Source organism: Micromonospora echinaurantiaca (assembly GCF_900090235.1).
In the GTDB taxonomy this organism is placed as follows: domain Bacteria; phylum Actinomycetota; class Actinomycetes; order Mycobacteriales; family Micromonosporaceae; genus Micromonospora; species Micromonospora echinaurantiaca.
Genome location: NZ_LT607750.1, coordinates 1,519,672 through 1,545,141, shown reverse-complemented (window position 1 = coordinate 1,545,141; position 25,470 = coordinate 1,519,672). Strand labels below are relative to the sequence as shown.

At 71.6% G+C, this 25,470-nt stretch carries 20 protein-coding genes, 1 tRNA gene and 3 pseudogenes; 18 read left to right on the top strand and 6 right to left on the bottom strand.

Going from position 1 to position 25,470, the window contains the following annotated elements; translation table 11 throughout:
• Window positions 1-432: 432 nt before the first annotated feature.
• The 4 genes from GA0070609_RS07125 (at window position 433) to GA0070609_RS07110 (ending at window position 2,601) form a co-directional block, all read left to right on the top strand.
• Window positions 433-1,029 (top strand): sulfite oxidase-like oxidoreductase, encoded by a 597-nt coding sequence (locus GA0070609_RS07125; RefSeq protein WP_088997549.1) that lies wholly within the window; start codon window positions 433-435, stop codon window positions 1,027-1,029.
• Window positions 999-1,739, top strand: a complete 741-nt coding sequence (locus GA0070609_RS07120) for an FAD-binding oxidoreductase (protein WP_088993070.1) — start codon at window positions 999-1,001, stop codon at window positions 1,737-1,739. Before GA0070609_RS07125 ends, GA0070609_RS07120 begins: the two co-directional genes overlap by 31 nt.
• Window positions 1,740-1,741: 2 nt before the next feature.
• Window positions 1,742-2,035, top strand: coding sequence for a DUF6510 family protein (locus tag GA0070609_RS07115; RefSeq protein ID WP_088993069.1), 294 nt, complete (start codon window positions 1,742-1,744; stop codon window positions 2,033-2,035).
• 155 nt (window positions 2,036-2,190) lie between these two features.
• A complete protein-coding gene (locus GA0070609_RS07110; protein ID WP_088993068.1) occupies window positions 2,191-2,601 on the top strand; it encodes a GNAT family N-acetyltransferase in 411 nt (136 codons plus the stop codon).
• Between the two features lie 595 nt (window positions 2,602-3,196).
• On the opposite strand, the gene GA0070609_RS07100 is transcribed toward GA0070609_RS07110, so the two are convergent.
• Complete coding sequence (locus GA0070609_RS07100) at window positions 3,197-4,114, bottom strand: NADP-dependent oxidoreductase (RefSeq protein WP_088993066.1); 918 nt, start codon at window positions 4,112-4,114, stop codon at window positions 3,197-3,199.
• Between the two features lie 417 nt (window positions 4,115-4,531).
• Between GA0070609_RS07100 and GA0070609_RS07095 the strand changes: the two genes are divergently transcribed.
• The 3 genes and pseudogenes from GA0070609_RS07095 to GA0070609_RS33075 all read left to right on the top strand — a co-directional run.
• Window positions 4,532-5,593: a bifunctional methionine sulfoxide reductase B/A protein gene (locus GA0070609_RS07095; RefSeq protein ID WP_231928562.1), complete on the top strand. Its 1,062-nt coding sequence runs from the start codon at window positions 4,532-4,534 to the stop codon at window positions 5,591-5,593.
• A gap of 330 nt (window positions 5,594-5,923) precedes the next feature.
• Window positions 5,924-6,643, top strand: a complete 720-nt coding sequence (locus GA0070609_RS07090) for a TetR/AcrR family transcriptional regulator (RefSeq protein ID WP_231928561.1) — start codon at window positions 5,924-5,926, stop codon at window positions 6,641-6,643.
• A gap of 66 nt (window positions 6,644-6,709) precedes the next feature.
• A pseudogene (locus tag GA0070609_RS33075) lies at window positions 6,710-6,817 on the top strand (IS5/IS1182 family transposase); the annotation flags it as partial.
• A gap of 81 nt (window positions 6,818-6,898) precedes the next feature.
• On the opposite strand, the gene GA0070609_RS35165 reads toward GA0070609_RS33075, so the two are convergent.
• Window positions 6,899-7,045 (bottom strand): Ada metal-binding domain-containing protein, encoded by a 147-nt coding sequence (locus tag GA0070609_RS35165; RefSeq protein ID WP_088993064.1) that lies wholly within the window; start codon window positions 7,043-7,045, stop codon window positions 6,899-6,901.
• A 388-nt stretch (window positions 7,046-7,433) separates the two neighbouring features.
• On the opposite strand from GA0070609_RS35165, the gene GA0070609_RS07080 reads away from it, so the two are divergent.
• The 5 genes and pseudogenes from GA0070609_RS07080 to GA0070609_RS07065 all read left to right on the top strand — a co-directional run bounded on the left by GA0070609_RS07080 (window position 7,434) and on the right by GA0070609_RS07065 (window position 12,862).
• Window positions 7,434-7,859, top strand: coding sequence for an OsmC family protein (locus tag GA0070609_RS07080; protein ID WP_088993063.1), 426 nt, complete (start codon window positions 7,434-7,436; stop codon window positions 7,857-7,859).
• Window positions 7,860-8,224: 365 nt separating this feature from the next.
• Window positions 8,225-10,112, top strand: a pseudogene (gene nhaA, locus GA0070609_RS35160) (Na+/H+ antiporter NhaA).
• A gap of 29 nt (window positions 10,113-10,141) precedes the next feature.
• Window positions 10,142-10,336, top strand: a complete 195-nt coding sequence (locus tag GA0070609_RS33555) for a hypothetical protein (RefSeq protein WP_172899255.1) — start codon at window positions 10,142-10,144, stop codon at window positions 10,334-10,336.
• A gap of 136 nt (window positions 10,337-10,472) precedes the next feature.
• A complete protein-coding gene (locus GA0070609_RS07070; RefSeq protein WP_088993062.1) occupies window positions 10,473-11,174 on the top strand; it encodes a DUF4396 domain-containing protein in 702 nt (233 codons plus the stop codon).
• A 233-nt stretch (window positions 11,175-11,407) separates the two neighbouring features.
• Window positions 11,408-12,862 carry a glucose-6-phosphate dehydrogenase gene (locus tag GA0070609_RS07065; RefSeq protein ID WP_088993061.1) on the top strand — a complete coding sequence of 485 codons (1,455 nt, stop codon included), beginning with the start codon at window positions 11,408-11,410 and terminating at the stop codon, window positions 12,860-12,862.
• A 239-nt stretch (window positions 12,863-13,101) separates the two neighbouring features.
• Here GA0070609_RS07065 and GA0070609_RS07055 read toward each other — a convergent pair whose 3' ends face one another.
• Both GA0070609_RS07055 and GA0070609_RS07050 read right to left on the bottom strand, forming a co-directional pair.
• Window positions 13,102-13,530, bottom strand: a complete 429-nt coding sequence (locus tag GA0070609_RS07055; RefSeq protein ID WP_088993059.1) for a carboxymuconolactone decarboxylase family protein — start codon at window positions 13,528-13,530, stop codon at window positions 13,102-13,104.
• A gap of 379 nt (window positions 13,531-13,909) precedes the next feature.
• Window positions 13,910-13,996, bottom strand: a tRNA-Leu gene (locus tag GA0070609_RS07050).
• A 233-nt stretch (window positions 13,997-14,229) separates the two neighbouring features.
• On the opposite strand from GA0070609_RS07050, the pseudogene GA0070609_RS35155 reads away from it, so the two are divergent.
• A pseudogene (locus tag GA0070609_RS35155) lies at window positions 14,230-14,403 on the top strand (tetratricopeptide repeat protein); the annotation flags it as partial.
• A 1,340-nt stretch (window positions 14,404-15,743) separates the two neighbouring features.
• Here the strand turns inward: GA0070609_RS35155 and GA0070609_RS33545 are convergent.
• Together GA0070609_RS33545 and GA0070609_RS33540 are read right to left on the bottom strand one after the other, a co-directional pair.
• Window positions 15,744-16,403, bottom strand: a complete 660-nt coding sequence (locus tag GA0070609_RS33545; RefSeq protein ID WP_172899254.1) for a hypothetical protein — start codon at window positions 16,401-16,403, stop codon at window positions 15,744-15,746.
• Window positions 16,404-16,607: 204 nt separating this feature from the next.
• Window positions 16,608-16,949: a hypothetical protein gene (locus GA0070609_RS33540; RefSeq protein WP_172899253.1), complete on the bottom strand. Its 342-nt coding sequence runs from the start codon at window positions 16,947-16,949 to the stop codon at window positions 16,608-16,610.
• A gap of 181 nt (window positions 16,950-17,130) precedes the next feature.
• Here GA0070609_RS33540 and GA0070609_RS35150 point away from each other — a divergent pair, with 181 nt between their 5' ends.
• The 5 genes from GA0070609_RS35150 (at window position 17,131) to GA0070609_RS07020 (ending at window position 25,456) form a co-directional block, all read left to right on the top strand.
• Window positions 17,131-17,910 carry a hypothetical protein gene (locus GA0070609_RS35150; protein ID WP_408630659.1) on the top strand — a complete coding sequence of 260 codons (780 nt, stop codon included), beginning with the start codon at window positions 17,131-17,133 and terminating at the stop codon, window positions 17,908-17,910.
• Window positions 17,911-18,060: 150 nt separating this feature from the next.
• Window positions 18,061-20,685, top strand: a complete 2,625-nt coding sequence (locus tag GA0070609_RS07035; protein WP_088993058.1) for a fibronectin type III domain-containing protein — start codon at window positions 18,061-18,063, stop codon at window positions 20,683-20,685.
• A 25-nt stretch (window positions 20,686-20,710) separates the two neighbouring features.
• Window positions 20,711-21,706 carry an AAA family ATPase gene (locus GA0070609_RS07030; RefSeq protein WP_088993057.1) on the top strand — a complete coding sequence of 332 codons (996 nt, stop codon included), beginning with the start codon at window positions 20,711-20,713 and terminating at the stop codon, window positions 21,704-21,706.
• 13 nt (window positions 21,707-21,719) lie between these two features.
• Window positions 21,720-22,943, top strand: coding sequence for a DUF58 domain-containing protein (locus GA0070609_RS07025; protein WP_088993056.1), 1,224 nt, complete (start codon window positions 21,720-21,722; stop codon window positions 22,941-22,943).
• On the top strand, window positions 22,919-25,456 hold the full coding sequence (locus GA0070609_RS07020) for a transglutaminaseTgpA domain-containing protein (RefSeq protein WP_408630635.1): 2,538 nt from the start codon (window positions 22,919-22,921) through the stop codon (window positions 25,454-25,456). Before GA0070609_RS07025 ends, GA0070609_RS07020 begins: the two co-directional genes overlap by 25 nt.
• Window positions 25,457-25,470: the final 14 nt, after the last annotated feature.

Here is a 25,470-nt window from a genome sequence, read left to right as displayed (position 1 = left end):
ACCTGTACCGCAGGGTTTGTCTGATCAACCGGCTTGCTACTGCAACGGCAGTTGTGGATGCGGTCTGGTGCAGCGTCACCTGGGTTGGCCGGGGAATGTATGGACGATGCCGTCCATGGGTTCCCACCGTGGAGGCGTCCGCCAGATAAGGACGCACCGCCACGACCGCCGGGCGCGCTGCTGCTGATCCACACCACCGACGGCCAGCGAGGTTTGCCGTCAGGCGCCACGCCAGCTTATTCTGGACTCGATGGTCCAGTTAACTTACGCCGGAGTGCGGGCGACCACGTCCCCACCGAGGAGAATCTCATCACCGGGGCGCTCGCTGACGATGACGCCATGGGCGGGTACCAGATCGACATCCACGGGCCGAGTGGAAGCACGGATGGCAGCGGGATCGCGGCCGTCCGGCCGCTACTTGGGGAGGGGCACATGGCAGTGATCACACGCGGTTTCGGCGGCCGCAGACGCGACGACACCGATCTCCCACCCGGCCAGTACCGCACGGACGACTTCCCGGTGCTGTCGGCGGGACCGACACCGCGCATCGGGCTCGACCAGTGGGAGCTCGCGGTGGTCACCGAGACCGGCGAGCGGAGCACGTGGTCATGGGCGGAGTTCACCGCCCTTCCTGCCGACGAGCCGACCGTTGACATCCATTGCGTCACGCACTGGTCGAAGTTCGGCACGCGCTGGCGAGGGGTCTCCGTAGACACGTTGCTGGCCGACGCCGAGACTGCGGCCGAGTACGTCGTCGCCCACTCCTATGGCGGCTACACCACCAACATCCCGCTTGAGGACCTTCTCGACGGTCAGGCCTGGGTGGCGTACGAGTTCGACGGCGAGCCACTGGTTCCGGTGCACGGCGGGCCAGCTCGTCTCCTCGTTCCTCACCTGTACTTCTGGAAGAGCGCGAAATGGCTGCGCGCTCTGGAACTGCGTCTCGACGACGAGCCTGGGTTCTGGGAGACGGCCGGCTACCACAACTACGGCGACCCATGGCGCGAGCAGCGGTACCAGGCAGACTGACCTGGCAGCCGGCGACCGTCGCGGCCACCCGGGCGGAGACTGCGACGGCGCGGACCTTGGTCCTCGACGTCGACGGCTGGACGGGCCACGTGCCGGGCCAGCACGTCGACGTCCGATTGACGGCTCCCGACGGCTACACGGCGTACCGCAGCTACTCGATCTCGTCCGCCCCGAGGCCCGACCGGCTCGAGGTGACTGTCCAGGCGGTGACCGACGGTGAGGTCTCGCCGTACCTCGTCGACGTTGCCGAGCTGGGTGACCAGCTCGAGATCCGTGGGCCGCTCGGCGGCTGGTTCGTACGCCGAACCGCCGATCCGCGCCCGGCGTTGCTGATCGGCGGCGGGTCCGGCGTGGCGCCTCTGATGTCGATGGTGCGTGCGGCGACGAATCCCACCAGACTGCTCTACTCGACCCGATCCCCGTCGGATGCGCTGTTCACGGCGGATCTTGCAGCTGTGGCGGCCGCAGGCGATGGTCGCGTCACCGTCACTCACGTCTATACCAGGGTCGCGCCCCACGGCTGGCCGGTCCCACCCCGACGACTGGACGCGGACGCCCTCGCCCGCGTCGCCTGGCCCCGTGATGCCGACACTGTGGCGTTCGTCTGCGGGCCCACCGGATTCGTCGAGACCGTGGCCGACCTTCTCGTCGACATCGGCCACGACCCCGCGAACATCCGCACCGAACGCTTCGGACCCACCGGAGGATGACCATGTCGACCACCAACATCGGAGCAGACGACGCACCCTGGGTGGACGGTAACGCCCTTGCCGGACCGCTCGGCGAGATCATCGGGACCGACCTCACCGTTGCCGAGCTCACCTGCGCCGGCTGCCGGATGACCCGTCCGCTGGCCGCGATGCGCGTGTTCGACCGAGCGCCCGGCCTCGTCGCCCGATGTCCCGGCTGCGAGGACGTCGTCATGCGCCTGGTGCGCACGACCGGCCGGGCCCTGGTCGACCTGCGTGGATCGCTCGTCGTCAGCCTTCCGGTGCCCAACGCGTGAACACCGAGATTCCGGCAAATGGGGGCGAACCAGATGATGCCAACGTCTCCGACGTCGACCAACCGATAGCCCGAGGCGGGATCCTCCTGCCACTTCATCCGACCTGACTGGGCACACCCCAGGTCGCTGACCCGACGCGAGATTCAGGAGACAACATGGCGAACACCGCCGAGGACATGATCACGTTGACCAGTGCCGAACAGGATTCGGGTGGCTCGAACCTGTCGGGAGCCACCGCGCCCGACGCGGAAGACCTCGTCATCACCAACAACAGCGCGCGCGGCATCTACGAGGCCACGATTGGGGACCGGACAGCCGCTGGGCTCGTCTACAACGAGGTCGGCAGCCGCGTCATCCTGTTGGCGACATCCGTGCTCCCCGAGTTCCGGGGGAAGGGAGTCGCCGCCAGGCTCATCGGCGGCGTCCTCGACGAGCTGCGCCTGCAAGGGAAGACCGCTACCGTGACGTGTCCGTTCGCGACAGCATTCGTCGATGCTCATCCGGAATATGCCGACGTTCTAGACCCGGCATTCCCTCCGTCGCGCGCAGCCGGGCATGAGCATTGAACACGCGCGTCGCGTCTGAACACGCGCCGATCGCTGAGGAAGGGTTCAGGCGTCCCCAACGGCCGGGGGACATCGTGTGAAGGCTAGGTGGGCGCAGGCGACGAGGCCCGGGATGCGCTCGGCAAGCTCGTCGACGTCACGCTGGAGCAGCGCCAGTTGGCCAGGGCGCAAGGACCACGCGACGGTCGACTCTCTGCTGAACGGGCTGGCGGCGGCCGGGGGCGTCGTCGAGGACGCGCCGAACGGGCCGCACTGGTCGCCGGGAGGGTGAACTTGGCCGATGGACCGAGCCGCCGATGCCGCGGGCGACGAGCTCCTCGAGGTGACCGACCTGCGGATGCTGCCAGAGTACGTGTCCGCCGGGCTCTCGGGCCGGCCGAGCCACGGTCTCGCCGCGGTTGCGGGTGGTTCCCCGGTGGCTGCGGGCTGCGGGCTGCGGACGCGTACGGGTGCGTCCGCAGCCCCGCCGCAGTGACCCCGGTGCTCCGTCCCCGAGGGTCAGTTGCCGCCGGCCATGGCGTCGGCGATGGCGCCGGTCATCCAGCTCGACTTGCCCGACGGCAGGAAGGGCACCCCGTTCGCTGTCCCCGATTCCTTACGGACGAGCGCGGATGATCGTCTTCCCGGTGATCCGCTCGGTCGGATTGAGAGCGGCGACGGCGTCGTCGAGGGTCGCGACGTTGCCGATGTTCGTCCGCAGTCGCCCGTCCCGCACCCGCCGGACGATTTCATTCAGTTGGGCGCGATCGGGCGTCACGACGAAATCGATCGCCAGGCCGCCCGCGGGCCGCGCCTCGGGCGGCCCGACGACGGACACCAGGGTTCCTCCGGCTCGAATCAGGCCCGCGGATCGCTTCCCGATGTCGCCGCCGATGACATCGAAGACCAGGTCGACTCCACCGACGGCTTCGAGGACGTCGTTGTCGAGGTCGACGAACTCCTGCGCGCCGAAGTCGAGCGCCTTCTGACGGTCGGCAGCGCGCCCGGTGCCGACGACGTAGGCGCCGAACTCACGTGCGAGCTGCGTCACCGTCGAACCGACTGCGCCGGCCGCTCCGTGCACGAGGACGCTCTGCCCCGCCTGAAGGCGGCCGTGCTCGAACAGTCCCTGCCAGGCGGTCAGGCCGGAGATCGGCAGGCTCGCGCCCACCGTGAAGTCGACGTCGCCGGGCAGCGGCGCGAGGTTGCGCGCCTCGACGGCCACATACTCCGCCAGGGTGCCGTCGCGGGTCCAGTCCGTGAGGCCGAACACCCGCTGCCCCACCGACAGTCCCGTCGTGCCATATCCGAGAGCGGTGACCACTCCGGCCAGCTCGTGCCCGGGAATCGACGGCGTCCGGTCACGGCCGAGGCGATCGGTCCAGGTCGAGGGCCACGCCGTCTCAGTCGGGACGAATCCCGACGCGTGGACCTGAACGACGACGTCGTTGATCGCCGGTTCCGGCTCAGGCCGCTCCACCAGCGCCATCCCGGCCGTTCCCGCGGCCTCGTCTGTCACCACAATCGCCTTCATCCGGCACCTCCTTGTATCCGGTCCTCGCCTGCGCTGTCACGAGGAGCAAATTTCCGTTTCCCTAGCATTTGCGCCCCAGGCCTCGGCGCCTCACCCCGTTGATCGGTGGCGGTTGGGGCGCGAGGGTGTCGCCGGGAGTGGCGAGACGTCCGTCGACCTCGGCGCCGGCGGGCAAGTCGGACAGCTCCTCCCTAGCCGAGGCACCCAGTCGGCGGCACGCCCCGAACCTAGTCGCGACAAAACTGGTCTGTCAAGTCCACTATTGGATCAAGCGGGCGCTACTGTTGCCGTACGTATCCACAGTTGAAGCCAGGAAAGGAGGGCAATCGTCCGACATTTCGGGCCAACCCATCTGGACTGTATAGTCCGTCCAAGGTGAGGCTGCGGGAATACTACCGACCCGGAGGACGCCTGTATGTGCGCGTCCAGGCGCGCTTCGCCTGGTTCCGCAGCTTCGCGTCGAAAGGCCGTGAAGGGAGAGCTGTGTCTGAGCAGACCCAGTACCGCAAGAACCAGGAAGCCGTTTCGCGGCTCGACCCGGAGCAGTACCGCGTGACCCAGCAGGACGGCACCGAGCGTCCGTTCGCCAACGCCTACTGGGACAACCACGAGCCCGGCATCTACGTCGACGTCGTGTCCGGCGAGCCGCTGTTCGCATCGGTCGACAAGTACGACAGCAACTCCGGCTGGCCGAGCTTCACGAAGCCGATCGCCGAGGCGAACGTGGTCGAGCGCGAAGACTCCAGCCACGGGATGATCCGGATCGAGGCCCGCTCGCTGCACGGGGACAGTCACCTCGGCCATGTCTTCGACGACGGTCCTCCCGACAAGGGTGGACTGCGCTACTGCATCAACTCCGCGTCGTTGCGGTTCATCCACCTCGACGACCTGGAGAACGCGGGGTACGGCGAGTACCGCACCCTGTTCACGAGTGACACCAACTCCGGCACCGACGACAAGCTAGGAGACGACTTGACCACCGAAAAGGCGATCCTCGCCGGCGGCTGTTTCTGGGGCATGGAGGAGTTGTTCCGCCGCCAGCCCGGCGTCGTGTCGACGCGCGTCGGCTACAGCGGCGGCGACGTCCCGAACGCCACCTACCGTAACCACGGCACCCACGCGGAGTCCATCGAGGTCGTTTACGACACCGAGAAGACCGACTTCCGCGCATTGCTCGAGTTCTTCTTCCAGATCCACGACCCCTCGACGAAGAACCGTCAGGGCAACGACATCGGCACCAGCTACCGCTCGGCGATCTTCTACACCAACGACGAGCAGAAGCGGGTCGCCGAGGACACGATCGCGGACGTCGACGCCTCGGGGCTGTGGCCCGGCAAGGTCGTCACCGAGGTCACCGCGGCGGGCGACTTCTGGGAGGCCGAGCCCGAGCACCAGAACTACCTGCAGACCTACCCCAACGGCTACACCTGCCACTTCCCTCGCCCTGGGTGGAAGCTTCCGAAGCGGGCGACTGCCTGACACCTCCGGCGCGCGGACCCCGGGTCCGCGCGCCGGCCCGGGGCCGAGGTGGTCGGCCCGGACGAGGAGTCGGCCGGATGGGTGCGGCTCTCTCCGGCGGACCGCTCACGACAGGTGGCCGAGCAACTCCTGACCAGCACTCGTTTCAGCTAGGACCGGATAGTCCCGCAAAGGCTCGTCCGATCGATGATCTAGCGGTGGTGGCACAGCTCGCTAAGCCGGCGGCGGATGCGTTCGTCCTTCACCGTCGCGCGAACGCGACATGGCGCCGGATGGACTCTGAAGTCCCATTCTTCCTGGGATATCTGGTGCGCTGGATACACTTGACAGATGAGCGACGAGCAGGTGGCTGCGCCTCCGAATCAGCGGAGGATCAGTAAGCGGGGCATCGCGACGCGAGAGCGGATCCTCGAGGCAGCGAACCGGCTGATGTTCGTGCGCGGAGTGAACGCGACGACCCTTGACGACGTCCGCAAGGCAAGCCAGACGAGCAAGTCTCAGCTCTACCACCACTTCGCCGACAAGCAGGAGCTCGTGCGCGCGTTGGTCAAATATCGAGGCGCGCTTGTGCTTCAGCGTGAGCGTGCAGGGCTCGAACGACTGAGGTCGTTCTCAGGGCTGGTCCGGTGGCGTGACGCCCTGGTTCAGGCCAACTCGCTGAACAACGGCAAGTACGGGTGCGGCCTCGGGTCGATGGCTCTCGAGCTGTCCGATCAAGATGAGCAGGCTCGATCGTCTCTGTCGGAGACGTTTGCGGCATGGGAGAAGCTGATCAGTGATGGCCTGCACCGGATGCGGGACAGCGGTGCACTGCGCCAGGACGCCGACCCGGAGAAGTTGGCCACGGGATTGATGGCGGCTTTGCAAGGCGGCTACTTGCTGGCGAACGCCGCGCACAACGTCGCACCCATGGAAGTTGCTCTGGACATGGCGCTGGAACACGTCAAATCGTTCCTCGTGGAGCCGTCCGGTGAGCCGACCCCGGTAATTGGGCCCCTTAGTCGTGATCAGACTGCTCGCGTCGGGTGCGAGCAGCCCGGAGATCGATGAGAGCGCGGCGCTCCAGGTAAGGCAGCAGTTGAACCAAGATCCGATGCCCCGACCTGTAGCCTCGCCATGCTGTCTCACCCCGCCACGATCCCGCTGTCCAGCCGAACCCTGAACCACCTCGCCGAATGCCTCCGTAACCATCGCCAGCAGCATCGATCCCGGTGGCGGAGGATCCTCTAGGTCTTGAGCGCCAAGCCGCGCTGCTGCCCGGCCTACCCCGGCTCGGCGCGGGCACCAGTGCCGGCATGCCGGCGCCTATCTGTTCGAGCAATGCTGCCTCGACATCGTGCGAGGGGTCTTGGCGCGACACGTTGGCCGACCGTATGTGCCGGTCGTCTTCACCGCGGCGAGAAAGCTGCCGTCGAGGCGTTCCTCGCGTCGTTGGATCGCCTTGTAGTGCAACTACATCCCTATACATCTATTCCCTTCACGCTGTCCGGTTTTCGGTCCGTCCGAGCCGCGCGAGGCGACGCGCGAACGTCGACACGCCCTAGCCTTAACGGACCAGCAAGTCCATTCCTGGGGCTTGGCGTTAACCGGGTTCGACTGGGCATCTCGCCCTGATCCGCCTGTCGCTTGCACCTAGGGCCACCCTGTCGTCACGGTCACGACGGCCGAGCAGGTCTCGCAGCGACCAGCCAATTGGACTATAGAGTCCGCGAAAGCTAGCCTGCGGAGGTACTCGGTCATGGGTGATACGCCCGGCCACAGCCCCCGCTCAGACTGCGGCTCGGCTGCCGGACTCGCACACCTGGACCGTCACCACTGGATCTACAGGAAGGCGCGGCTGATGGAAACCGATCAGGATCGTGTCGTCGCATCCGCTCGAGTTGTCCTTCCGGCCACTGAGCGCCGGCGCACGGACATGACCACCCGCGGCTTCACGTTCGTCGCCGATGAACCGCACAACGGCGCACTCGGCGAAGGCCCGACGCCGACGGAGTACCTGTTGATGGCGCTCGCGTCGTGCACTGCTCAGACGCTGCGGCAGTATGTCGACTACAAGTACGACACCGCCGGCGACATCACCGTCGAGATCGACTACCACGAACCCGAGCAGGAAGGCGCAGAGCGTTACCTGCAGCGCACGATCACGCTCAGCGAGGAACCTGACCCCGACGACTTGAAGGTGATGCATGAGATCGCCGAGAGGTCCCCGGTGACCCTGCTGATTCAGTTCGCATGGAGCGTGAGGACCGAGTTCGTCGGGCGCTGAGATCAGGCCGCGTGCAGCTCGGCGATCACGGCCGAGCAGCAAGCGGGTGTCGCTCCGCCCCAAGTGGCCGCGCTGATCCTGCTGGCCGGCGCGCTCCCAGGGCGACCGCTACGGTCGCAGGCGAATCATCCTCGTGGGTATCGCCGGGGCTCGCCATCGCGTCCATCAGGTGCGTGGTCGTCCCGACCATGAGCTCACTGATAGTCGCCCGCGCCCTGCAGGCATCGGCGGGCCTCGTCGCTCTTTCCGCAGCCGACCACAGCTGGGGCGGCGCGATCAGTACTGAACCGAGGGGTCGCGTGCCCCCTTGCGGCACGTGATCCAGCTATCCATGCTGGCCCGGCCAGCGCGTCGAAAGGTGACGTGTGACCGAAACCAAGACCGGCCGAACGATCTGGAAGCAAAACCTGGCGTCACCGCTGCGAGCCTTCCTGCGAATTGAGTCCGGCAGCGCCGGCGTGCTCGTGGCTGCCATCCTCGCCGCACTGCTCTGGGCCAACATCGACCCTCGGCTCCTACGAAGCCGTATGGCGCACCCAGTTGTCCCTGCGCCTCGGGCACCTCGAGCTCTCCCACGACCTGCAGACCTGGATCAACAGCGGCTTGATGACGCTGTTCTTCCTTGTCGTCGGCCTTGAGGCGCGGCGCGAGTTCGACCTGGGCGACCTACGCGACCGGCGACGTTTCGTGCTGCCCAGCGTGGCCGGCGTGATCGGCATGCTGATCCCGGTACTGATCTTCCTGGGATCAACCACGGCGGGCCGGGCGCGCACGGCTGGGGCGTGGCTATGTCGACCGACACCGCCCTCGCGTTGGGCATGCTGGCACTGCTCGGCCGGGGCGTGCCCGACCGGGTCCGGATCTTCCTGCTCACCGTGTTCGTGGTCGACGACTTGATCGCACTCATCGTCATCGCCCTGGTCTACAGCGACGACATCACGGTGATGCCCATCGTGGTGGCCGGAGCGGCGTTCGCGGTCATGCTGGCCATCCGCGCAGGCGGCGTCCGACGTGGCTGGGCTACGTGCCGGCCGCCATCGTGATGTGGGGCGCGCTGCTGGTCAGCGGAGTCGACCCGGTGGCGGCCGGACTGGCCATCGGGTTGACCGCGTTTGCCTACTCTCCCGGCCGAGCTGAGCTCGAGAAGGTCAGCGGACTGTTCCGGTCGTTCCGTGAGCAGCCGACGCCCACGCTCGCGCGTACGGCTTCGATCGGCCTCGCGAATACGCTATCGCCCAACGACCGCCTTCAGCGCATCTACCACCCATGGTCCAGCTACGTCATCGTGCCGCTGTTCGGCCTAGCCAACGCCGGCATCAGCATCGACGGTCCGTTCCTGGCCCAGGCGCTCGCGTCGCCTGTCACCTGGGGCGTGCTGCTCGGGTATGTCGTCGGCAAGCCGCTCGCCGTGATCGGCACCTCGGCCGGGCTCACCTGGATCTCACACGGGCGCATCCGTCCGGCCGTGGGCTGGGCGGGCGTGCTCGGCAGCGGCACGATCGCCGGTGTCAGCTTCACGGTGTCGCTGCTGATCGCCAGCCTGGCCTTCACCGGCGACCAACTGGCCGAGGCCAAAGTCGGGGTGCTCAGCGCCGCGATCGTATCCTCAGTGCTGACCCGGATCGCGTTCCGCGTCGCTAGCGCGTTGCCTCAGGACAAGCGCATCCGGGCGCTCTTCGGCGACGTGACGGAGCTGATCGACCTCATCCCAGCGGTCGACGAGAAGCAGGACCACGTCCGCGGCCCAGCCGGTGCGTCGGTGACGCTGGTGCAGTACGGCGACTTCCAGTGCCCGTACTGCGGGAAGGCCGGCCGGCCGTCCGGCAGTTGCTGGGCGACGCCGACCTGCGTTTCGTGTGGCGTCACCTGCCTCTGTCAGACGTGCACCCGCAAGCCCGGCTAGCAGCCGAGGCCGCCGAAGCAGCAGCCGCTCAGGGCAAATTCTGGCAGATGCACGACCTGTTGCTCGACCACCAGGACAACCTGGACATCACTGATCTCATCAAAGACGCCGGCGAACTCGGTCTGGATCAGAAACGGTTCCACGACGATCTGATGAGCCACGCCCATGCCAGCCGCATCGACAGCGACATCGACTCCGCTGACAACAGCGGAGTGTCCGGCACCCCGACGTTCTTCATCAACGGCCGCCGCCACTACGGCGCCTACGACATCTCGGCCTTGACCGCGGCCATTCGTATGGCCCGAGCCCGGGCCCGCCTCGGCCGCGAGGCAGCAGCGACCCGTCAATAAACGCGTTCTGTTGACACGACAGCACGCCGGTGGGCCGTCAGACGATCCTGACGATCTCCGCCGGCATCGACTTCCCGCAGCGGCACCCGGCCCCGAGGTCATGGCCGCCCTCCGCAACGGCCGTCGGTGCGCTGCGCACCACCAGCATCACCAACATCGCTGCCGCCAACCGGCATCACGCCCGTGCCAGCAGCCGCCCGCTGGCACTACTCGGCCTCACCTGACGACTTTGCCGGGGCCCTGCCGCCCGGTGTGCTCTCATGTTTGAGACGGCATCTTGGGTCGCATTGCCCACCTGGTGGCGGAGTTCGTCACTGCCGCCGCAACGACGTTGCATCGAGCGCCCAGGAGCGAACGGAGATGATTGTGCAACCGACGTGGCTGGTGATGCTTTCGTGGGCTGCACTGTTCGTGGTGTTGGCCAGCACCGTCGTGGTCGTTGTTGACCAATTTGTTCTTGGCTATCGCCAGCCGGCCAAGATCATGGAGATAGTCTGGCCGGCAACGGCCCTCTACCTAGGCCCAGCAGCCGTCCTGACCTATCGACAGTGGGGTAGACCCCAGTCTCCCCGGTGGCTGGACCGGCACGGCAACCCACCCAGGACCTCGCGACACGCTCATACGATAATCCAAACGTATCATTGTGCGACGCACTGCACTCTGGGCGTCCTCATTGCTACGCCAATCACCTACGGCATTGGTCTCGAACTATTCGGCAGCACACTGTGGCCCGAAGTCGTCGGCGACTATGTGGGCGCAGTGGCGGTAGGCGTTGCATTTCGCTACTCCACCGAGGCTCCTACGGGTGGCCGAAGGGTGTGGGCCGCGATGCGGAAATTTATCAGGGGAGACCTGCTGACCGTATCCGTCTTCGAGCTCGCCCTGGTGGGTTGGCTGACGCTGATGCATCTTCATTTTTTCCACGGCCTGCTGCCTAGTAGTCCGGTGTTTTGGCTCATTATTCAGGTCGGGTTGATCCTCGGCTTCTTCGCTGCGTGGCCGCCAACCTTGTTGCTGATCCGCCGCGGAGTAAAAACGGAATCGCTGGGCACGCCGCAGTAGGTGGTGATGCGCCGCGCCCCGGGGCGGAAGGGGCACACGGTGATTACACGCAGGGCCTGCCACTCGGCGGTGCTGGTGATGCCTGCCACCATGAAGATCGGCGAGCGAGCCGGCCGCCGACGCTCCTCGACGCTGATTCCGCCCAGATCGGAGCCGGCTTCACTGCGCAACGACCGGGGCGCATCCCCCTGAAGGGGCGCCAACCTGCCCGACCGGCAGGGCATGGTGGTGGCATGACGACATCGCCTCCGAGCGCACCCGGTCCCGTGGCCGGCCTTCCCGCCGCCGGGGACCACGTCTCCCAGACGTTGCTGCTGTTGGGCGGCACCGGTGACCTGGCCGCGCGCCTGCTGCTGCCCGGGCTCGGCCGACTGGTGGCCACCGGCGCCCAGCCCGGCCTCACACTGATCGGCAGCGGCACCGAGGACTGGGACGACGAGCGGTGGCGCCGCCGCGTGGCCGACGCCTTCGCGACGGTCGGCGCCGACGGTCCCCGGGCGGCCGAGGTCGTCCGGACCAGTCGGTACGTCTCGGCCGACGTCACCCGCGAGGAGGACCTGCGGCGGCTGCTGACCCTCTGTCGCGGCCGGCTGGTGATCTTCTTCGCGCTGCCACCGATGATCACCGCCCGGACCGCCGCCGCGCTCGCACGCATCGGCCTTCCGCCCGGCACCCGGCTGATGTTGGAGAAGCCGTTCGGCACCGACGCCGTCTCGGCGCGGTCCCTCAACGGCATCCTGGCCCGGCTCGTGCCTGAGGACCAGGTGCATCGCATCGACCACTTCCTCGGCAAGTCCACCGTGGTGAACATCCTCGGGCTGCGCTTCGCTAACCGGATCTTCGAGCCGGTGCTCAATTCGGCGCACGTGGCCTGCGTGGACGTCGTCTTCGACGAGACCCTGGGCCTTGAGGGCCGCGCCGGCTACTACGACGGAGCTGGCGCGCTCGTCGACATGGTGCAGAGCCACCTGCTGCAGGTCCTCGCCTTGATCGCGATGGATGCCCCGCCCACACTGGATGCCTGGGACCTGCGCGGCGGCAAGGCCCAGGTGCTGCGGGCCACGCGGGTATGGGGCGGCGACCCGGTGCGATGGAGCAGGCGGGCCCGGTACACGGCCGGGGAGGCAGACGGGCGGCGGCTGCCCGCGTACGCCGACGAGCCGGGCATCGACCCGAACCGGGGGACCGAGACGCTCGCCGAGGTGGTGCTGGCCGTGGACACCTGGCGCTGGGCGGGCGTGCCGTTCCGGCTGCGGTCCGGCAAGGCCCTGGTCGGCAAGCGCAAGGAAGCCGTCGTCACCTTCAAACAGCCACCCCGGGTACCCACCGGGCTGACCGGCTACGAGCAGCCGGACCGGCTGCGGATCGGCTTCGGGCCGGACCGGCTGGGCCTTGACGTCAACATCAACGGTCCGGGCAACCCGCTGGAGCTCGATCAGGTGAACCTGACGGCCGACTTCGGGCCGGGGGATCTGCCGCCGTACGGTGAGGTGCTGCGCGGGGCCTTCGAGGGCGACCCGGCGCTGTCGGTGCGGGGCGACACCGTCGAGGACTCCTGGCGCATCGTGGAGCCGGTGCTCGAGACATGGCGGGCGGGAGCGGTGCCGTTGCAGGAGTACCCGGCGGGCAGTCACGGCCCGGGCGACTCCCTCCTGACCCCGGCGCCCGGCGAATTGCGTCGTCACTGAGGACGATCTGGGCCGCCGATCATTCGGACGCCCAGAGGCGCTGCTACTTGTCGTGGCGGATGCTGATGATCGAGGTCGGCGCGGCGCGCCCACGAGGACGCTGCTGCTCTGGGCGGCCCCCGGACCGGCAGGCCGGTGCCGCCGGGGAAGTGAGCAACGTGGCGCGCAGGCTGCGAACCATCGCCGGGATCACCTGGAGCCTGGCGACGGGATCCGCCGGCTTCCACACGGGTGTCAACTCACACAGGAGGCGCCATCGTGGGCATGGCACCCTCGGCGAGCTTGAGTCGTGTCCAGATGTTCATGTTGATCACAACGGCAACGATCTCCAGGATCTCGTCCTCCGTGAAGTGCACGGCCAATCTGTCGTGTGCCTCCTGGACCCGGTCGTTGACGGTGGCGTCGGCGGCCCTGGTCAACACCTCGGCGTAGGCCAGCGCGGCTCGCTCCTCCTCGGTGAACAGGTGCGTCTCCCACCAGGCGGTGAGAGTCTCGACCTTGGACGGCGGGATGCCGGCGGTGCGGGCAGCGGCGTGGTGCACCAGAAGGCAGTAGCTGCAATTGTTGATCTGTGCGACGCGTAACCGCAGAAGCTGGGCCAGGGCCCGTTCCACCTGGAGTGTGGCGGTGTGGCCAAAGGCTGCGGCCCCGGCGTCTGCCAGAGCCATGAGTTGCTCATTTGACGTGGCGTTCAGTCGGACGTTCTGGATCCTGGTTTCCAAGAGCTGACCTCCTGCAGGTCACAACGACAACACCAGTGGTGGGGATCGGCCGGCTGCGACGGCCTCTGCGTGGCTGTCGCCACTGCTCCTCCACACGAACAGGCGGCTGTGGGCGTCGTCCGGGCCAGCCGCCGGCGCACCTATATGCGCGACGGTGGGACCGTTACCGTCTCCCTCAGCAATGCCGGGCTCGGGCTCCGTCCTGATGGCCCCCAGGGGAACGCCTGTTCCCGAGGTGTCCCGACGCGAAGATCAACCCGGAGACCACGAAGGCCACCTAGCTGGACTTTCCCAGCTCGGCGGCCCGATTCAGTCGTACGTTGTTTGGTGTCCGAGGGGGGACTTGAACCCCCACGCCCTATACGGGCACTAGCACCTCAAGCTAGCGCGTCTGCCATTCCGCCACCCGGACCTGCATCGTCCAGCCTACCGCGCCGATCCGGGTGAACCGTCACCCGTTCGGCCGCCCGGCGGGCCGCACGGGGAGTTACTGTACACGGCCGGGGTGGATCATGCACATCGGCTTCCACCCCTCCCGCCGCGACCCTTCACGCCCAGCTCAGCCGGGATCAGCCGGTGCCGGCGAGGATGGGACGGGCGCGCCCCGGGTAGCGTGCGGCCGCCGTCAACCGGCAGCATGGCCACGTGTCCCATCCCGCTTCCCTGGCCGTCGTCCAACAGAGGGCTCTCGCGCTGCGCGCCGCTGGCGATCTGACCGCCGCCCGCCGGATGCTCGCCGAGGCCATCGGGTCCGCCCGACCGGCGTACGGCGAAGACCACCCGGATGTGCTCAACACAGCGCACCTGCTGGCCCGGCTGCACCGTGAGGCGGACGACCCGGGCGCCGCCCGCCGGGTGCTGGAGGAGGCGTTCGCCGCGGGCGAGCGCCGCTGGTCGCACGCCGAGCCGCTGATGCTGGCGCTCTCGTTCGAGCTGGCCGGAGTAGCGGACGAACTGGGCAATCGGCACGAAGCGCGCCGCAACTACATCCGGATCGCCACCGCCGGGCCCGCCGTGCTCGGTGCCGACCACCCGGCCGTACGCACGGCACAGCAGTACCTCGGCCAGGCCGCTCCCACCCCGGAACCGCCCGCTCCCACCAGCGGTCGGCCCAGCGCGGCGCTCAGCGGGCCGACCGTGTCCGTGACCACCATCCCCGCCACCGACCAGCCGCCGGTCGGCCCGACGGTCGCCGCTCACCCGCCGCAGGCACCAGCCGCCCGGCCGGCGTCCGCTCCGCCGTTGCCCACGCCGCCCCCGGTGCCGCCCCGTGACACCGCCACGCCCGCCCACTCCACCCCGAACATCCCGCGTCCACCGCTCGCCGCCCCTCCCCCGGCCGCGCACACCGCCGGGCCGGGGGTACCCGCACCCCACCCGGCCCCGCACGGTCACCATGCCGCTGGTCGTTCGGCGTCGGCCCACGCCACACCCCCGCCGCCGGCCGCGGCGGCACACCCGCACCGCGTCGCTCCGCCCACCCCGCCGGCGCCACCTGTCCAGCAGGCGAGCCGTCCGGCGGCACCGGCTCCGCTGCCCCCGCCGGGCCCCATGCAGGCGCCGACCGCCTCGATCCCACCGGCCCAGCAGACAGGCCGTCCAACCGGACCGATTCCGCCGGCCCCGCCCGTTCCGGTCCCGCCGGCGCCCCCAGCCCACCAGGCGGGCCGACCGGTCGCACCGGTTCCGCCAGGCCCACCCCTCCCCGCTCCGCCACCGCTGCCCAACCGCGGTCCGGCGGCGCCGGTTCCGCCGACACGCGCCGCCGTTCCGCCGGCCCCCCAGGTCGCCGCGCAGCCCGTCGCGCCGCCGACCGCCCCAGCACCGCCGTCCGTGCCACCACACGGCGCACCGGGCCCTGGACCACGGACCGCTCCGGCCGCCCCGACGGTGCCGCACGTCCCGGCGCCTCCGGTGCTGCCCGCACCGCCGCTTCCACCACCGCCACAGGTCGGCGGGGACAGCACAGTGCCCATGTCGGCCCTCGGCGAGGCCGGCGCGGCACAGCAGCTCCCGCCTCCGCCCGGTCCGCCGCCGCAGCACCGCACCGCCCCGGCCATGCCGGCCCCGCGACAGTCGCCGTGGGCCCCGCCGCAGCCGCCCGCGGAACCTGCCCGGCAGGCCCCGGTACAGCCGACGGCCGCGGCGGCCCGACCGGCTTACGCACCGCACGCCACCGACCCGTCCCGGCCGGCTCCCGACCGGCCGGCCGCTGACCAGGTACGGCACGTCGCGGCACCGCCGACTCGGCCGGCGCAGTCGGCGCCCGAAGCGCCCGCCGCGGACCCGGCACGCCAGCTCTCCGCACCACCGACCGCGCCGCCGTCCAGCCGTGCGACGCAACCAGCCCCGGAACCGTCCGCGACGCCGCAGGCCGCGAATCCGGCACCGCCGCCCACGAACCCGGCACGGCCGCCGTCAGCACCGCCCGCGAGCGCCGCCGGCCCGGCGCAGCCGGTGTCGGCAGCGCCCGTGAACCCCACCAGCCCGGCCCGGCAGATGTCGGCGCCGCCCGCGAGCGCCGCCGGTGCGGCCCCTGCAAATCCGCAGGTCGTCCCGGCCCGGCAGCCACGGCAGGGCACCCCTGAGGAGTCCGGCGCGTCCACGCGAAAGCAGCAACTGCCGGACCCGCCGCCGATCCCGGCGCCCGGGTGGGACAAGCCGACCATCCAGGTCCAGCAGATCGGGCCGCTGCTGGCCGAGGAGGTGGCACGGATCGCCAGCACGCCGGCCACGCCACCTAGCTCCGCCTCGCCGGCCTCGCCGCCCTCGCCCGCACAGCCGGTGAGCGCGCCCCCGTCACCCGCGCCGGTGAACACGCCACCCCCGCCGGTGAGCGCACCACCCGCTCCCCCGGTCAGCGCACCGCCGACCACACCGGTGAGCGCACCGCCCGTCAGCGCACCGCCGGCCCGTCCGGGCAGCGCGGCGCCGGCGAGTGCGCCCCCAGCACCGCCGATCAGCGCCCCACCGGCGCACCCCGCCAGCGCTCCCCCGACGCCCCCGGTCAGTGCACCACCAGTTCACCCCCACCCGGTCAGCGCACCGCCGATCGGGCCGGTCAGCACGCCGCCGGTCAGCGCACCGCCAGCCCGCCAGGCCAGCGCACCATCGATGAGCACGCCGCCGATGAGCGCACCGCCCGCACCGCCGGTCAGCGCACCGCCGGCCCCGCCGGCAAGCGCGCCACCGTTGAGCGCCGCGCCGGCCCCGCCGGTGAGCGCGCCGCCCGGGCCGGCACGGCAGGTCCGCCAACCGCCACCAGCCGTACCGCCGGCGCACCCGGTGAGCGGACCACCGCACGCCGCGTACCCGGCACCGCAGGTCAGCGCGCCGCCGGCGCACCCGCACCCGGTCAGCGGCACGCCCCTGCCGCCGCCACCGGTCAACGCACCGTCGCAGCCGGCCTACCCGCCCCGACCGCACCCGGTCAGCGCACCGCCCGGACACCCACACCCGGTCAGCGCACCGCCCGGCCCGCACCCGGTGAGCGCACCGCCCGGGTACCCGCACCCGGTCAGCGCGCCGCCCGGGCATCCGCATCAGGTGAGCGGGCCGCCCGTGGCGCCGCCGCCGGTGAGTGCTCCGCCGGTGCCGCCGTGGGGGATGACCGCCCCGCCGTGGGGCAGCATGGCGCCGCCGCAGCCGCTGGCCGCTCCGGTCGACGACGCCGAGTCGGACGACTCCGACGACGAGGACACGGACGAGGAGGACGACACACCGGGCTACGTGGACCTCGACCTGGACCAGCCGCGGCTCGAGCCTGCACCGGAGCCGACAGCCGCGCCCGACACGACCGGGGACGCGCCGGCGGCGTCGGCGTTCCCGCAGCAGCCGGCGTACCCGTCGACGCTGCCTGCGTACTCCATTGAGGAGCCGGAGTCGGGCGGCCGGAGCCGGACGACGGTGGTCGTCGCGGTCGCCGCCGCGGTGGTGGCGGTGGCGGCGGTGGCCGGGGTGGGCGCGCTGGTGCTCGGCCGGGACGCGTCGCCGCCGGCCGACCCGGTGCCGTCGGCCTCGGCCGAGGCGACCGCGGCCGGCCCGCCCCCGACCGACCTGAAGCTGCGCGACGACACCGCCACCATCACGCTGACCTGGACCGACCCGGCCGGCGGGGCGGTGCCGTTCATGGTGGCCGGCGGACGGACCGGGCAGGCGCTGGGCGTGATGGCGTCGGTGGACCCGGGGCAGACCACCTACACGGTCAACGGGTTGAACTCCCGGGTGGACTACTGCTTCACCGTGCTGGCGGTCTACTCCACCGACTCGTTCGCCACCTCCGGGCAGGTCTGCACCGACCGGGAGGGCGGCGCCTCGCCGCGCTGAACGTCCACACCGGCCACACACGCTGGGTGTCCACAGCGGGACGGTGCGGGTTCCCCCACCCTCGGCCGGGCCATATGATGGCACCCGGCTCAGGGGAGGGTCGCCGACGGGCGCGCCACCTGCCAGGACGACCAGGGGAGGCACCGGGCTGTGGCCACCATCGACGACGCCGTGCGCACCGACGCCACTCGCCCCCGATCGCGGTTCCGGGGCGGCCTGGTCACCATCGCCACGGTGGCCGCGCTGCTCGCCGCCATGGGGCTGACCGTGCTCGGGCTCGGCGCCGCCGACAACGCGGTGGCCAGCTACGACGCGAGTTCCTGGCTGTGGAGCGCCGCGCGCAGCGAGCTGGCCCGGGTCAACGGGGTCACCGCCCGGGTGGACACCCGGGTGGAGGTCCCGGCCGCCCGCCGGCACCCGATGCAGGTCACCCAGACCGACCGGCTGCTGATCCTGCGGGACCTGAACACCGGTCAGGTCAGCTCACTGGACCTGGCCACGCTGCAGATCACCGCGACCACCCGTACCACCCCCGGCCTGGGCGTGAACGTCGCGTTGCACGAGGACGCCGCGTTCGTCGTCGACGCGGTGCAGGGCGTGGTCCGCCAGCTCGATCCGCGCTCACTGGCCCCGGTCGGTGAGCCGGTGCGCTACCCGCCGGGCATCACCGGCGGATCGTTCGACGGCGAGGGTCGGCTGTGGATCGCGGTGCCGAGCGAGGGCACCGTCTCGGCGATCACCGCGGCGACGCTGCCCTCCGCGCCCGCCTCGGCCGCTCCGGCCGGCGCCGGGTTGAGCCCGAAGCAGGTGGAGACGTACGACGTCGCCGAGGCCAGCCACGAGCTGGTCGTCTCCACCCTGGACGACGGGGTCGCCGTGCTCGACCGCACGGCCGGCACCCTGGTCCGGGTGCAGCGCGGCGAGGTCCGCAGGACGCCGTTGCCGATGACCGCTCCCGGCGCGCTGCCCATCCGCACCAGCGGCCCGGTGGTGCCGGTGACGGTGGCCGACGAGCGGAAGGTGCACGCGGTCGGTGCCGGCGGGGAGGTGCGGGCGTTCACCGTGCCGGGCACCGGTGACCGGCTCTCCCCCGCGGTGGCCTGGGCCAACCGGTTCTACTGCGCCGACGAGGCCACCGGCACCGTCTACTCCTTCGACGCCAACGGCCAGCTGGTCGACACCATCCGCGGCAAGACCACCGGGCCGCTGGAGCTGGAGGTCCGGGAGAACCACCTGTTCATCAACGCGCCCGACACCTCGACCGCGCGGGTGGTCAACGACAAGCACCAGATGCGCGAGGTCGACAAGTACGCCAACGACGTGCTCGGCGGCGACCCGCCGCCGGCTCCCCCGCCGCCGCCTCCGCCGAAGAAGCCCAAGGTCGGCAAGCCGAGCGCGCCGCGCAGCGTCACCGCAGCCGCCGGCAACGCGCAGGCCCGGGTGAGCTGGCGGCCGGCCGCGGCCAACGGCGCGCAGATCATCCGGTACGTGGTGGAGGGCGCCGGTCAGCGGCACGAGGTGGGCGCCAACCAGCGGGCCGTGGAGATCAAGGGCCTGACCAACGGTGAGACGTACCGGTTCTCGGTGCACGCGGTGAACGCCAAGGGCGCCGGCCCGGCGCGGACCAGCAACCCGGTCATCCCGACCGCGGCGGTGCCCGATCCGCCGGCCAGCGTCACCGCGCAGGAGCGGCCGGACGGCACGGTGCTGGTGCGGTGGCCGGCGGCGAACGGACAGGGCAACACCATCGCGAAGTACGTGGTGACGGCCACCTCGGCGGGCGCCAACGCCCCGGCCGGTGAGTCGCGCAAGACTGAGCTGGTGGTGCCGGCCGGCGAGCTGGAGTACGGCACCCAGTACGCGTTCACCGTGGTGTCGGTCAACGACAAGGGCGCCGGGTCGGCGGCGTCGCCGGTCAGCAACACGGTGGTGCCGTACGCGGCGCCGGGGCAGCCGGCCGGGTTGCGGGCGAGCACGGTGGCCAACCAGCCGGGCACGGTCGCGGTGCAGTGGTCGCCGGCCGAGGCGAACGGCCGGCCGGTGACGAAGTACCTGGTGGACGTGGGCGGGCGCAGCAGCGAGGTGACCGACACCCGGACCACGGTGAGCGGGCTGGGCAACGGCCAGAACGTCACGGTCAAGGTGAAGGCGGTCAACGAGGCCGGACCCGGCCCGGAGGCCACCGCGACGGCGCGGACGGTGGCCGAGCCGCGGGTCACGGTGACCGGCTCGTCGGCGACCGCCACGGCGGCGACGGTGACGTTCACGGTGGACGCCGGCGGCGGGCAGGCGTCCTGCTCGCTGAGCACGTCCGGCGAGCCGGCGAAGACCGGCCCGTGCTCCAGCATCACGATGAGCGGCCTGGCCCCGGGCACGAAGTACACCTTCACGGTGACCGCGAGCAACGCCGCCGGCGAGGGCACCGCCACCCGCGCGCAGACCACCGACGCCCTCTACGGGATCGCCACCTGCAACAACGGCCCCGACGGCGACCAGCGCACGTACTGCAACAAGGACGTGGACGGCCGCAACGGCAACGAGATCTTCTCGGTCACCCGGCAGGACAACGACCGGCAGGTCGGTTGGGCGAAGCCGGGCACCCGGCTGAAGGCGTACTGCAAGAAGTCGGGCGATCACGTCGACTCGTGGATTTACAACAACCAGAAGGCGAGCACCTGGTGGGTGCAGGTCGAGTACAGCGGGAAGAACTACATCCCCTGGGCCTGGCTCAACCTGGAGGGCGGCGACAACATCAACGTCCTGCCGACCTGCTGACCCGTTCAGGCAAGGAGCACCACCCGTGAACACCCACGAGCCGCTCACCCAGCCGGAGGTGCAGGGCTTCGCCGCCCTCGCCGCCCGGCTGGCCGAGAACGTCAACGCGGTCGTGCTGGGCAAGCCGCAGGTGGTCCGGCTGGCGCTGACCGCCCTCTTCGCCCAGGGGCACGTGCTGCTGGAGGACGTGCCCGGCGTCGGCAAGACCACGCTGGCCCGGGCCATCGCCGCGACGGTGAAGGGGCAGTGGCGGCGGATCCAGTTCACCCCGGACCTGCTCCCCTCGGACGTGTCCGGGGTGACCATCTTCAACCAGGCCACCCGGGGCTTCGAGTTCCACCCGGGGCCGGTGTTCGCCAACATCGTCATCGCCGACGAGATCAACCGAGCGTCGCCGAAGACCCAGTCGGCGCTGCTGGAGGTGATGGAGGAACGCACCGTCACCGTGGACGGCGTCCGGCACCCGGTGCCGCAGCCGTTCCTGGTGGTCGCCACCCAGAACCCGGTCGAGATGGACGGCACCTACCGGCTGCCGGAGGCGCAGCTGGACCGCTTCCTGGTGAAGCTCTCCGTCGGCTACCCGGACGAGGCGGTCGAGGTGGAGGTGCTGCGCGGCGCCACGGTCCGCTCCCCCGAGGCGCTCACCGCGGTCACCGACACCGCCACCGTCGGCGAGATGGTGAAGATGGCCCGCCGGGTGCACATCGCCGAGCCCCTTTACGCGTACGCGGTCCGGCTGGCCGCCGCGACCCGCAACCACCCGCAGGTGCGGGTCGGGGTCAGCCCCCGGGGTGTGATCGCGCTGACCCGGGCGGCGTGCGCGTACGCGCTGATCGACGGGCGCGGCTGGATCATGCCGGAGGACCTGAAGGCGCTGGCCGAGCCGGTCTTCGCGCACCGGCTGCTGCTCACCCCGGACGCTCAGGTACGCGGGGTGACCGCCGCCGAGGTGCTGCGCCAGGCGGTCGCCTCGGTGCCGGTGCCGCTGCCGTCCGGGCAGCCGGCCCCGGTGCAGGGCTGACCGGCGGGTCGGCGTGGGGATCACCGCCCGCGGGGTCGGGCTGCTCGTCGCCGCCGTGGTGCTGCTCGGGGTGGGGTTCCGTTTCGCGTACCCGGAGTTGACGTTGCTGGGCGCGGCGGCCGGCGCCGCGGTCGGCTACGCCGTGCTGACCGCGGCCTGGCGGCCCCGGCTGGAGGTGGCCCGCAGCGCCGACCCGGACCGGGTGGCCCGGGGTGAGCCGGCGAGCATGACGGTGACCGTGCGCAACAGCGGCCGGCTGCGGGCGGCGAGCCTGGTGGCCGAGGACCGGTGCGGGGACCGGGCGGTGCCGGTGCCGGTGCTGCGGTTGCGCCCCGGCCGGGACACCACCGTCCGCTACGACGTGCCGACCCGGCGCCGTGGGGTGGTGCCGGTCGGCCCGCTGCGGGTGACCCGGCGTGACCCGCTCGGGCTGGTGTCGGTGGCCCGCGCGTACGGCGGCACCGTCCCGGTCTGGGTGCACCCGCGGATCCACCCGCTGCGCGCGGTGCCCACCGGCGCCGGGCGCAGCCTGGACGGCCGGGTGGACGCGGTGCCGCACGGCTCGATCACCTTCGACTCGCTGCGCGAGTACGTGGTCGGCGACGAGTTGCGCCGGGTGCACTGGCGCACCAGCGCCCGGGTGGGTGAGCTGATGGTGCGGGAGAACGTGGACACCAGCCTGCCCCGGATCGTGGTGCTGCTGGACAACCGGGCCGCCGCCTATCCCGACCGGGTGGACGGGGTGGCCGAGAGCTTCGAGTCGGGCTGCGAGGCGGCGGCGTCGATCGTGACCGCCGCGTTCCGGGAGGACCTGCCGGTGGTGCTGCTCTTCGTCGCCCCCGACCCGGAGACCGCCGCACCGGGCGCCGCCGTACCGGACGCCACCGCATCGAGCGCCATCGCACCGGGCGCCGCCGGCGGCGGCGGGCTCACCGGCGGCGGGCCGTTGGACCGGCTCGCCGCGGCGCAGCTTTCCACCGCCGACGACGCGCTGCGCGCCGCCGCCAACCGGCTGCGGCAGGACCGGCTCGGCGACACGCTGGTCTTCCTCACCGGCCCGGGCAGCCGGGGCGACCTGGGGCACGTCGGCGCGCTGCGCGGCGCGTACCCCTCGGTGGTGGTCGGGGTGTTCGGCGGGCCGGAGCCCACCCCGGCGGGCGCGGCGGGCATGGTCGTGGTGGACGCGGCCGACGGGGCCGCGTTCGCCGCCGAGTGGGACGGGGTGCGCCGGTGGTGACCCTGACCGGACCCCCGGCGGCCGACGCGACCACCGACGCTCCCCGGGAGCCCGGCGGTCCGGACCGGCCGGTCACCACCCGCCTCGGCCGGTTCCTGCGCGCCGTGCCGGTGCCGCTGGCCCTGGTCGCGATGATCGGGTTGGCCGGCGTGGTGCTCGGCCGGGTCTACGCCGGCGGAGTGCTGACCGCGCTGGTTCTCGGCGCCGCCGTCGGTTCGGTGCTGGTCAGCGTGGCCGCCCGGCGGCTGCCGTCCTGGCTGGTAGCACCGATCTCGGTGCTGGCCATGGCCGGCTGGACGGCCTGGTCCCTGCGGCACACCGCGACCCGGGCCGAGCTGCCCGGCGGGTTCGCCGAGGTGGCGGCCGACGCCGCCCGCAACGGCATCCCCCGGCTGCTGACCGCGATGATCCCGGTCGAGCCGACCCCGGACACCGTGCTGGTGCCGCTGGTCGCGGCCTGGCTGGCCGGCCTCGCCGGCGCGGAGGTGGCGCTACGGGCGGGCAGGGTGCTGCTCGGCTACCTGCCACCGCTGCTGCTCTACGCGGGCGCGCTCTACGTGGTCGGACCGAACGCCGACCCGGCGATCCGGCCGACGCTGGCCCTGGTCGCCGTGGCGGTGCTCGGCCTCGCTGTCTCGGCGCAACCCAGTACGGCCGGCGGGGATCCGGCGGCCGGGCTCGCCCCGGCCGTCCGCACCGCCGTGCGGGCCCGGCTGGCCGCCGCCTCCGCCGCCGGGGTCGCCGTCGTGGTGGCGCTGGCCGCGCTGCTCGGGCCGCTGGTCGCCGCCCGGGTCCAGGACCGGCCGGTGGACCCGCGCCGGTACGTGGAACCGCCGCAGGTGGAGACGCTCGACGAGAACCCGCTGATCCGCATCTCCGGCTGGGCGTTGAACCCGGAGCAGAAGCTGCTCGACGTCCGCACCGAGCGACCCGCCGGCCCGACCGCGGCTCCCCCGCCGACCGGCGATGCCGCCGGGGACGGGGAGCCGGCCGAGGAGCTTGCGCTGCGGATCCGGCTGGCCGTGCTCAGCGACTACGACGGGGTGACCTGGCGGGTCGGCGCGACCTACCGCAACGCCGGCCGGATCCTGCCGGCGGCGGCACCGGCCCAGGACAGCACCGTCGAGACGGTACGGCAGGAGATCACCGTCGCCGACCTGACCGGGCGGCTGCTGCCCGCCGTCGCCACCCCCCGCGAGGTCACCGGCGCCCGGGTGGCGTACGACCCGGCGACCGGGACGCTGATCCGACCGGAGGGGCTCAGCCCGGGGCTGCGCTACACGGTGACCTCGGAACGGGAACGGCCAGACGTGAACCTGCTGGCCACCGCGAACGTGCCGGCCGGCGATCAGGTGGCCCGGGTGCTGCGGGTCGCCGACGGCGTGCCCGAGCCGCTGCGCCGGCTCGCCACGCAGTTGGCCGAGGAGAACGGGGCGCCGTACGCCCGGGCCCTCGCCGTGGAGCAGTTCCTCGCCGAGCACTACCGGCTGGTGGCCGACGCACCCAGCGGGCACGCCTACCCGAACCTGAACTTCTTCCTCTTCGGCCCCCGCAACGGCGGCGGGCAACGCGGCACGTCCGAGCAGTTCGCCGCCGCCTTCGCGGTGCTGGGCCGGCTGACCGGGCTGCCCACCCGGGTGGTGGTCGGCTTCGAGTCCACCGGCGACGGACCGGTCCGGGCCGCCGACGCGTACGCCTGGCCGGAGGTGCTCTTCGAAGGACTCGGGTGGGTGCCGTTCGACCCGCTGCCCCGCCCCGACCAGGAACCCCGACCGGTCGAGGAGGACTTCCGCCCCCAGCCGGAGGACCCGCCGCCGTCGGAGGTGCCCGAGCCGACCCTGGAGCCGACCGCCGAACCGGAACCGGCAGCCGCACCGGGGCCGCCGGTGGACGGCGGGAGCGTACCGACGCCGGTGCTGGTCGGCGGCGGAACCGGCGGTGTGCTGCTGCTGGTCGGGGCGCTGCTGCTCACCCTGCTGCTGATGCGCCGGTCGCTGACCCGGGCCCGGCTCGAACGGGGCGACCCCGGCCAGCGCATCGCCGGCGCCTGGCGGGAGGTGACCGACGCGCTGCGCCTCGCCGGGCACCCGGTCGGCGGGGACCTCGCCGCCACCGAGGTCGCCGCCCGCGCCCACCGCGCCCTCGCCGCCGCCCACCGCGCGGGACTCCCCGCGTCGGGCACGGCGGACCCTGGCGCGGACGGGTCGCGGTCCGGCATGGCGGACCTCGGCGTGGACGGCCCACCCGCCGCGCCAGGCCACGCCTTGGCCGGGCCGGTCGGCGCGCCGGGCCACGACTTGGCCGGGCCGGTCGGCGTGGCGGTGGACGAACTCGCCGACCTGCTCAATCAGGTCGCCTTCGCGCCCGGCACCGCCAGCGGCGAGCAGGCCGCCCGCGCCGCCACGGTCGCCACCGCCTACGTGGACGCGTTACGCGCCGCCCGCCCCTGGTGGCGGCGGCTGCTCTGGTCCGTGCACCCCGGTCCGCTCCGCCACCGGTCGCAGCCCCGGTGACCGCCCTCGCCAAC

Excerpts from the sequence above, each read along its gene's own strand:
- GA0070609_RS07125 (WP_088997549.1), top strand. The coding sequence starts at position 433 with ATGGCAGTGATCACACGCGGTTTCGGCGGCCGCAGACGCGACGACACC.
- GA0070609_RS07120 (WP_088993070.1), top strand. The coding sequence starts at position 999 with ATGGCGCGAGCAGCGGTACCAGGCAGACTGACCTGGCAGCCGGCGACC.
- GA0070609_RS07115 (WP_088993069.1), top strand. The coding sequence starts at position 1,742 with ATGTCGACCACCAACATCGGAGCAGACGACGCACCCTGGGTGGACGGT.
- GA0070609_RS07110 (WP_088993068.1), top strand. The coding sequence starts at position 2,191 with ATGGCGAACACCGCCGAGGACATGATCACGTTGACCAGTGCCGAACAG.
- GA0070609_RS07100 (WP_088993066.1), bottom strand. The coding sequence starts at position 4,114 with ATGAAGGCGATTGTGGTGACAGACGAGGCCGCGGGAACGGCCGGGATG.
- GA0070609_RS07090 (WP_231928561.1), top strand. The coding sequence starts at position 5,924 with ATGAGCGACGAGCAGGTGGCTGCGCCTCCGAATCAGCGGAGGATCAGT.
- GA0070609_RS07080 (WP_088993063.1), top strand. The coding sequence starts at position 7,434 with ATGGAAACCGATCAGGATCGTGTCGTCGCATCCGCTCGAGTTGTCCTT.
- GA0070609_RS07070 (WP_088993062.1), top strand. The coding sequence starts at position 10,473 with ATGATTGTGCAACCGACGTGGCTGGTGATGCTTTCGTGGGCTGCACTG.
- GA0070609_RS07065 (WP_088993061.1), top strand. The coding sequence starts at position 11,408 with ATGACGACATCGCCTCCGAGCGCACCCGGTCCCGTGGCCGGCCTTCCC.
- GA0070609_RS07055 (WP_088993059.1), bottom strand. The coding sequence starts at position 13,530 with ATGGCTCTGGCAGACGCCGGGGCCGCAGCCTTTGGCCACACCGCCACA.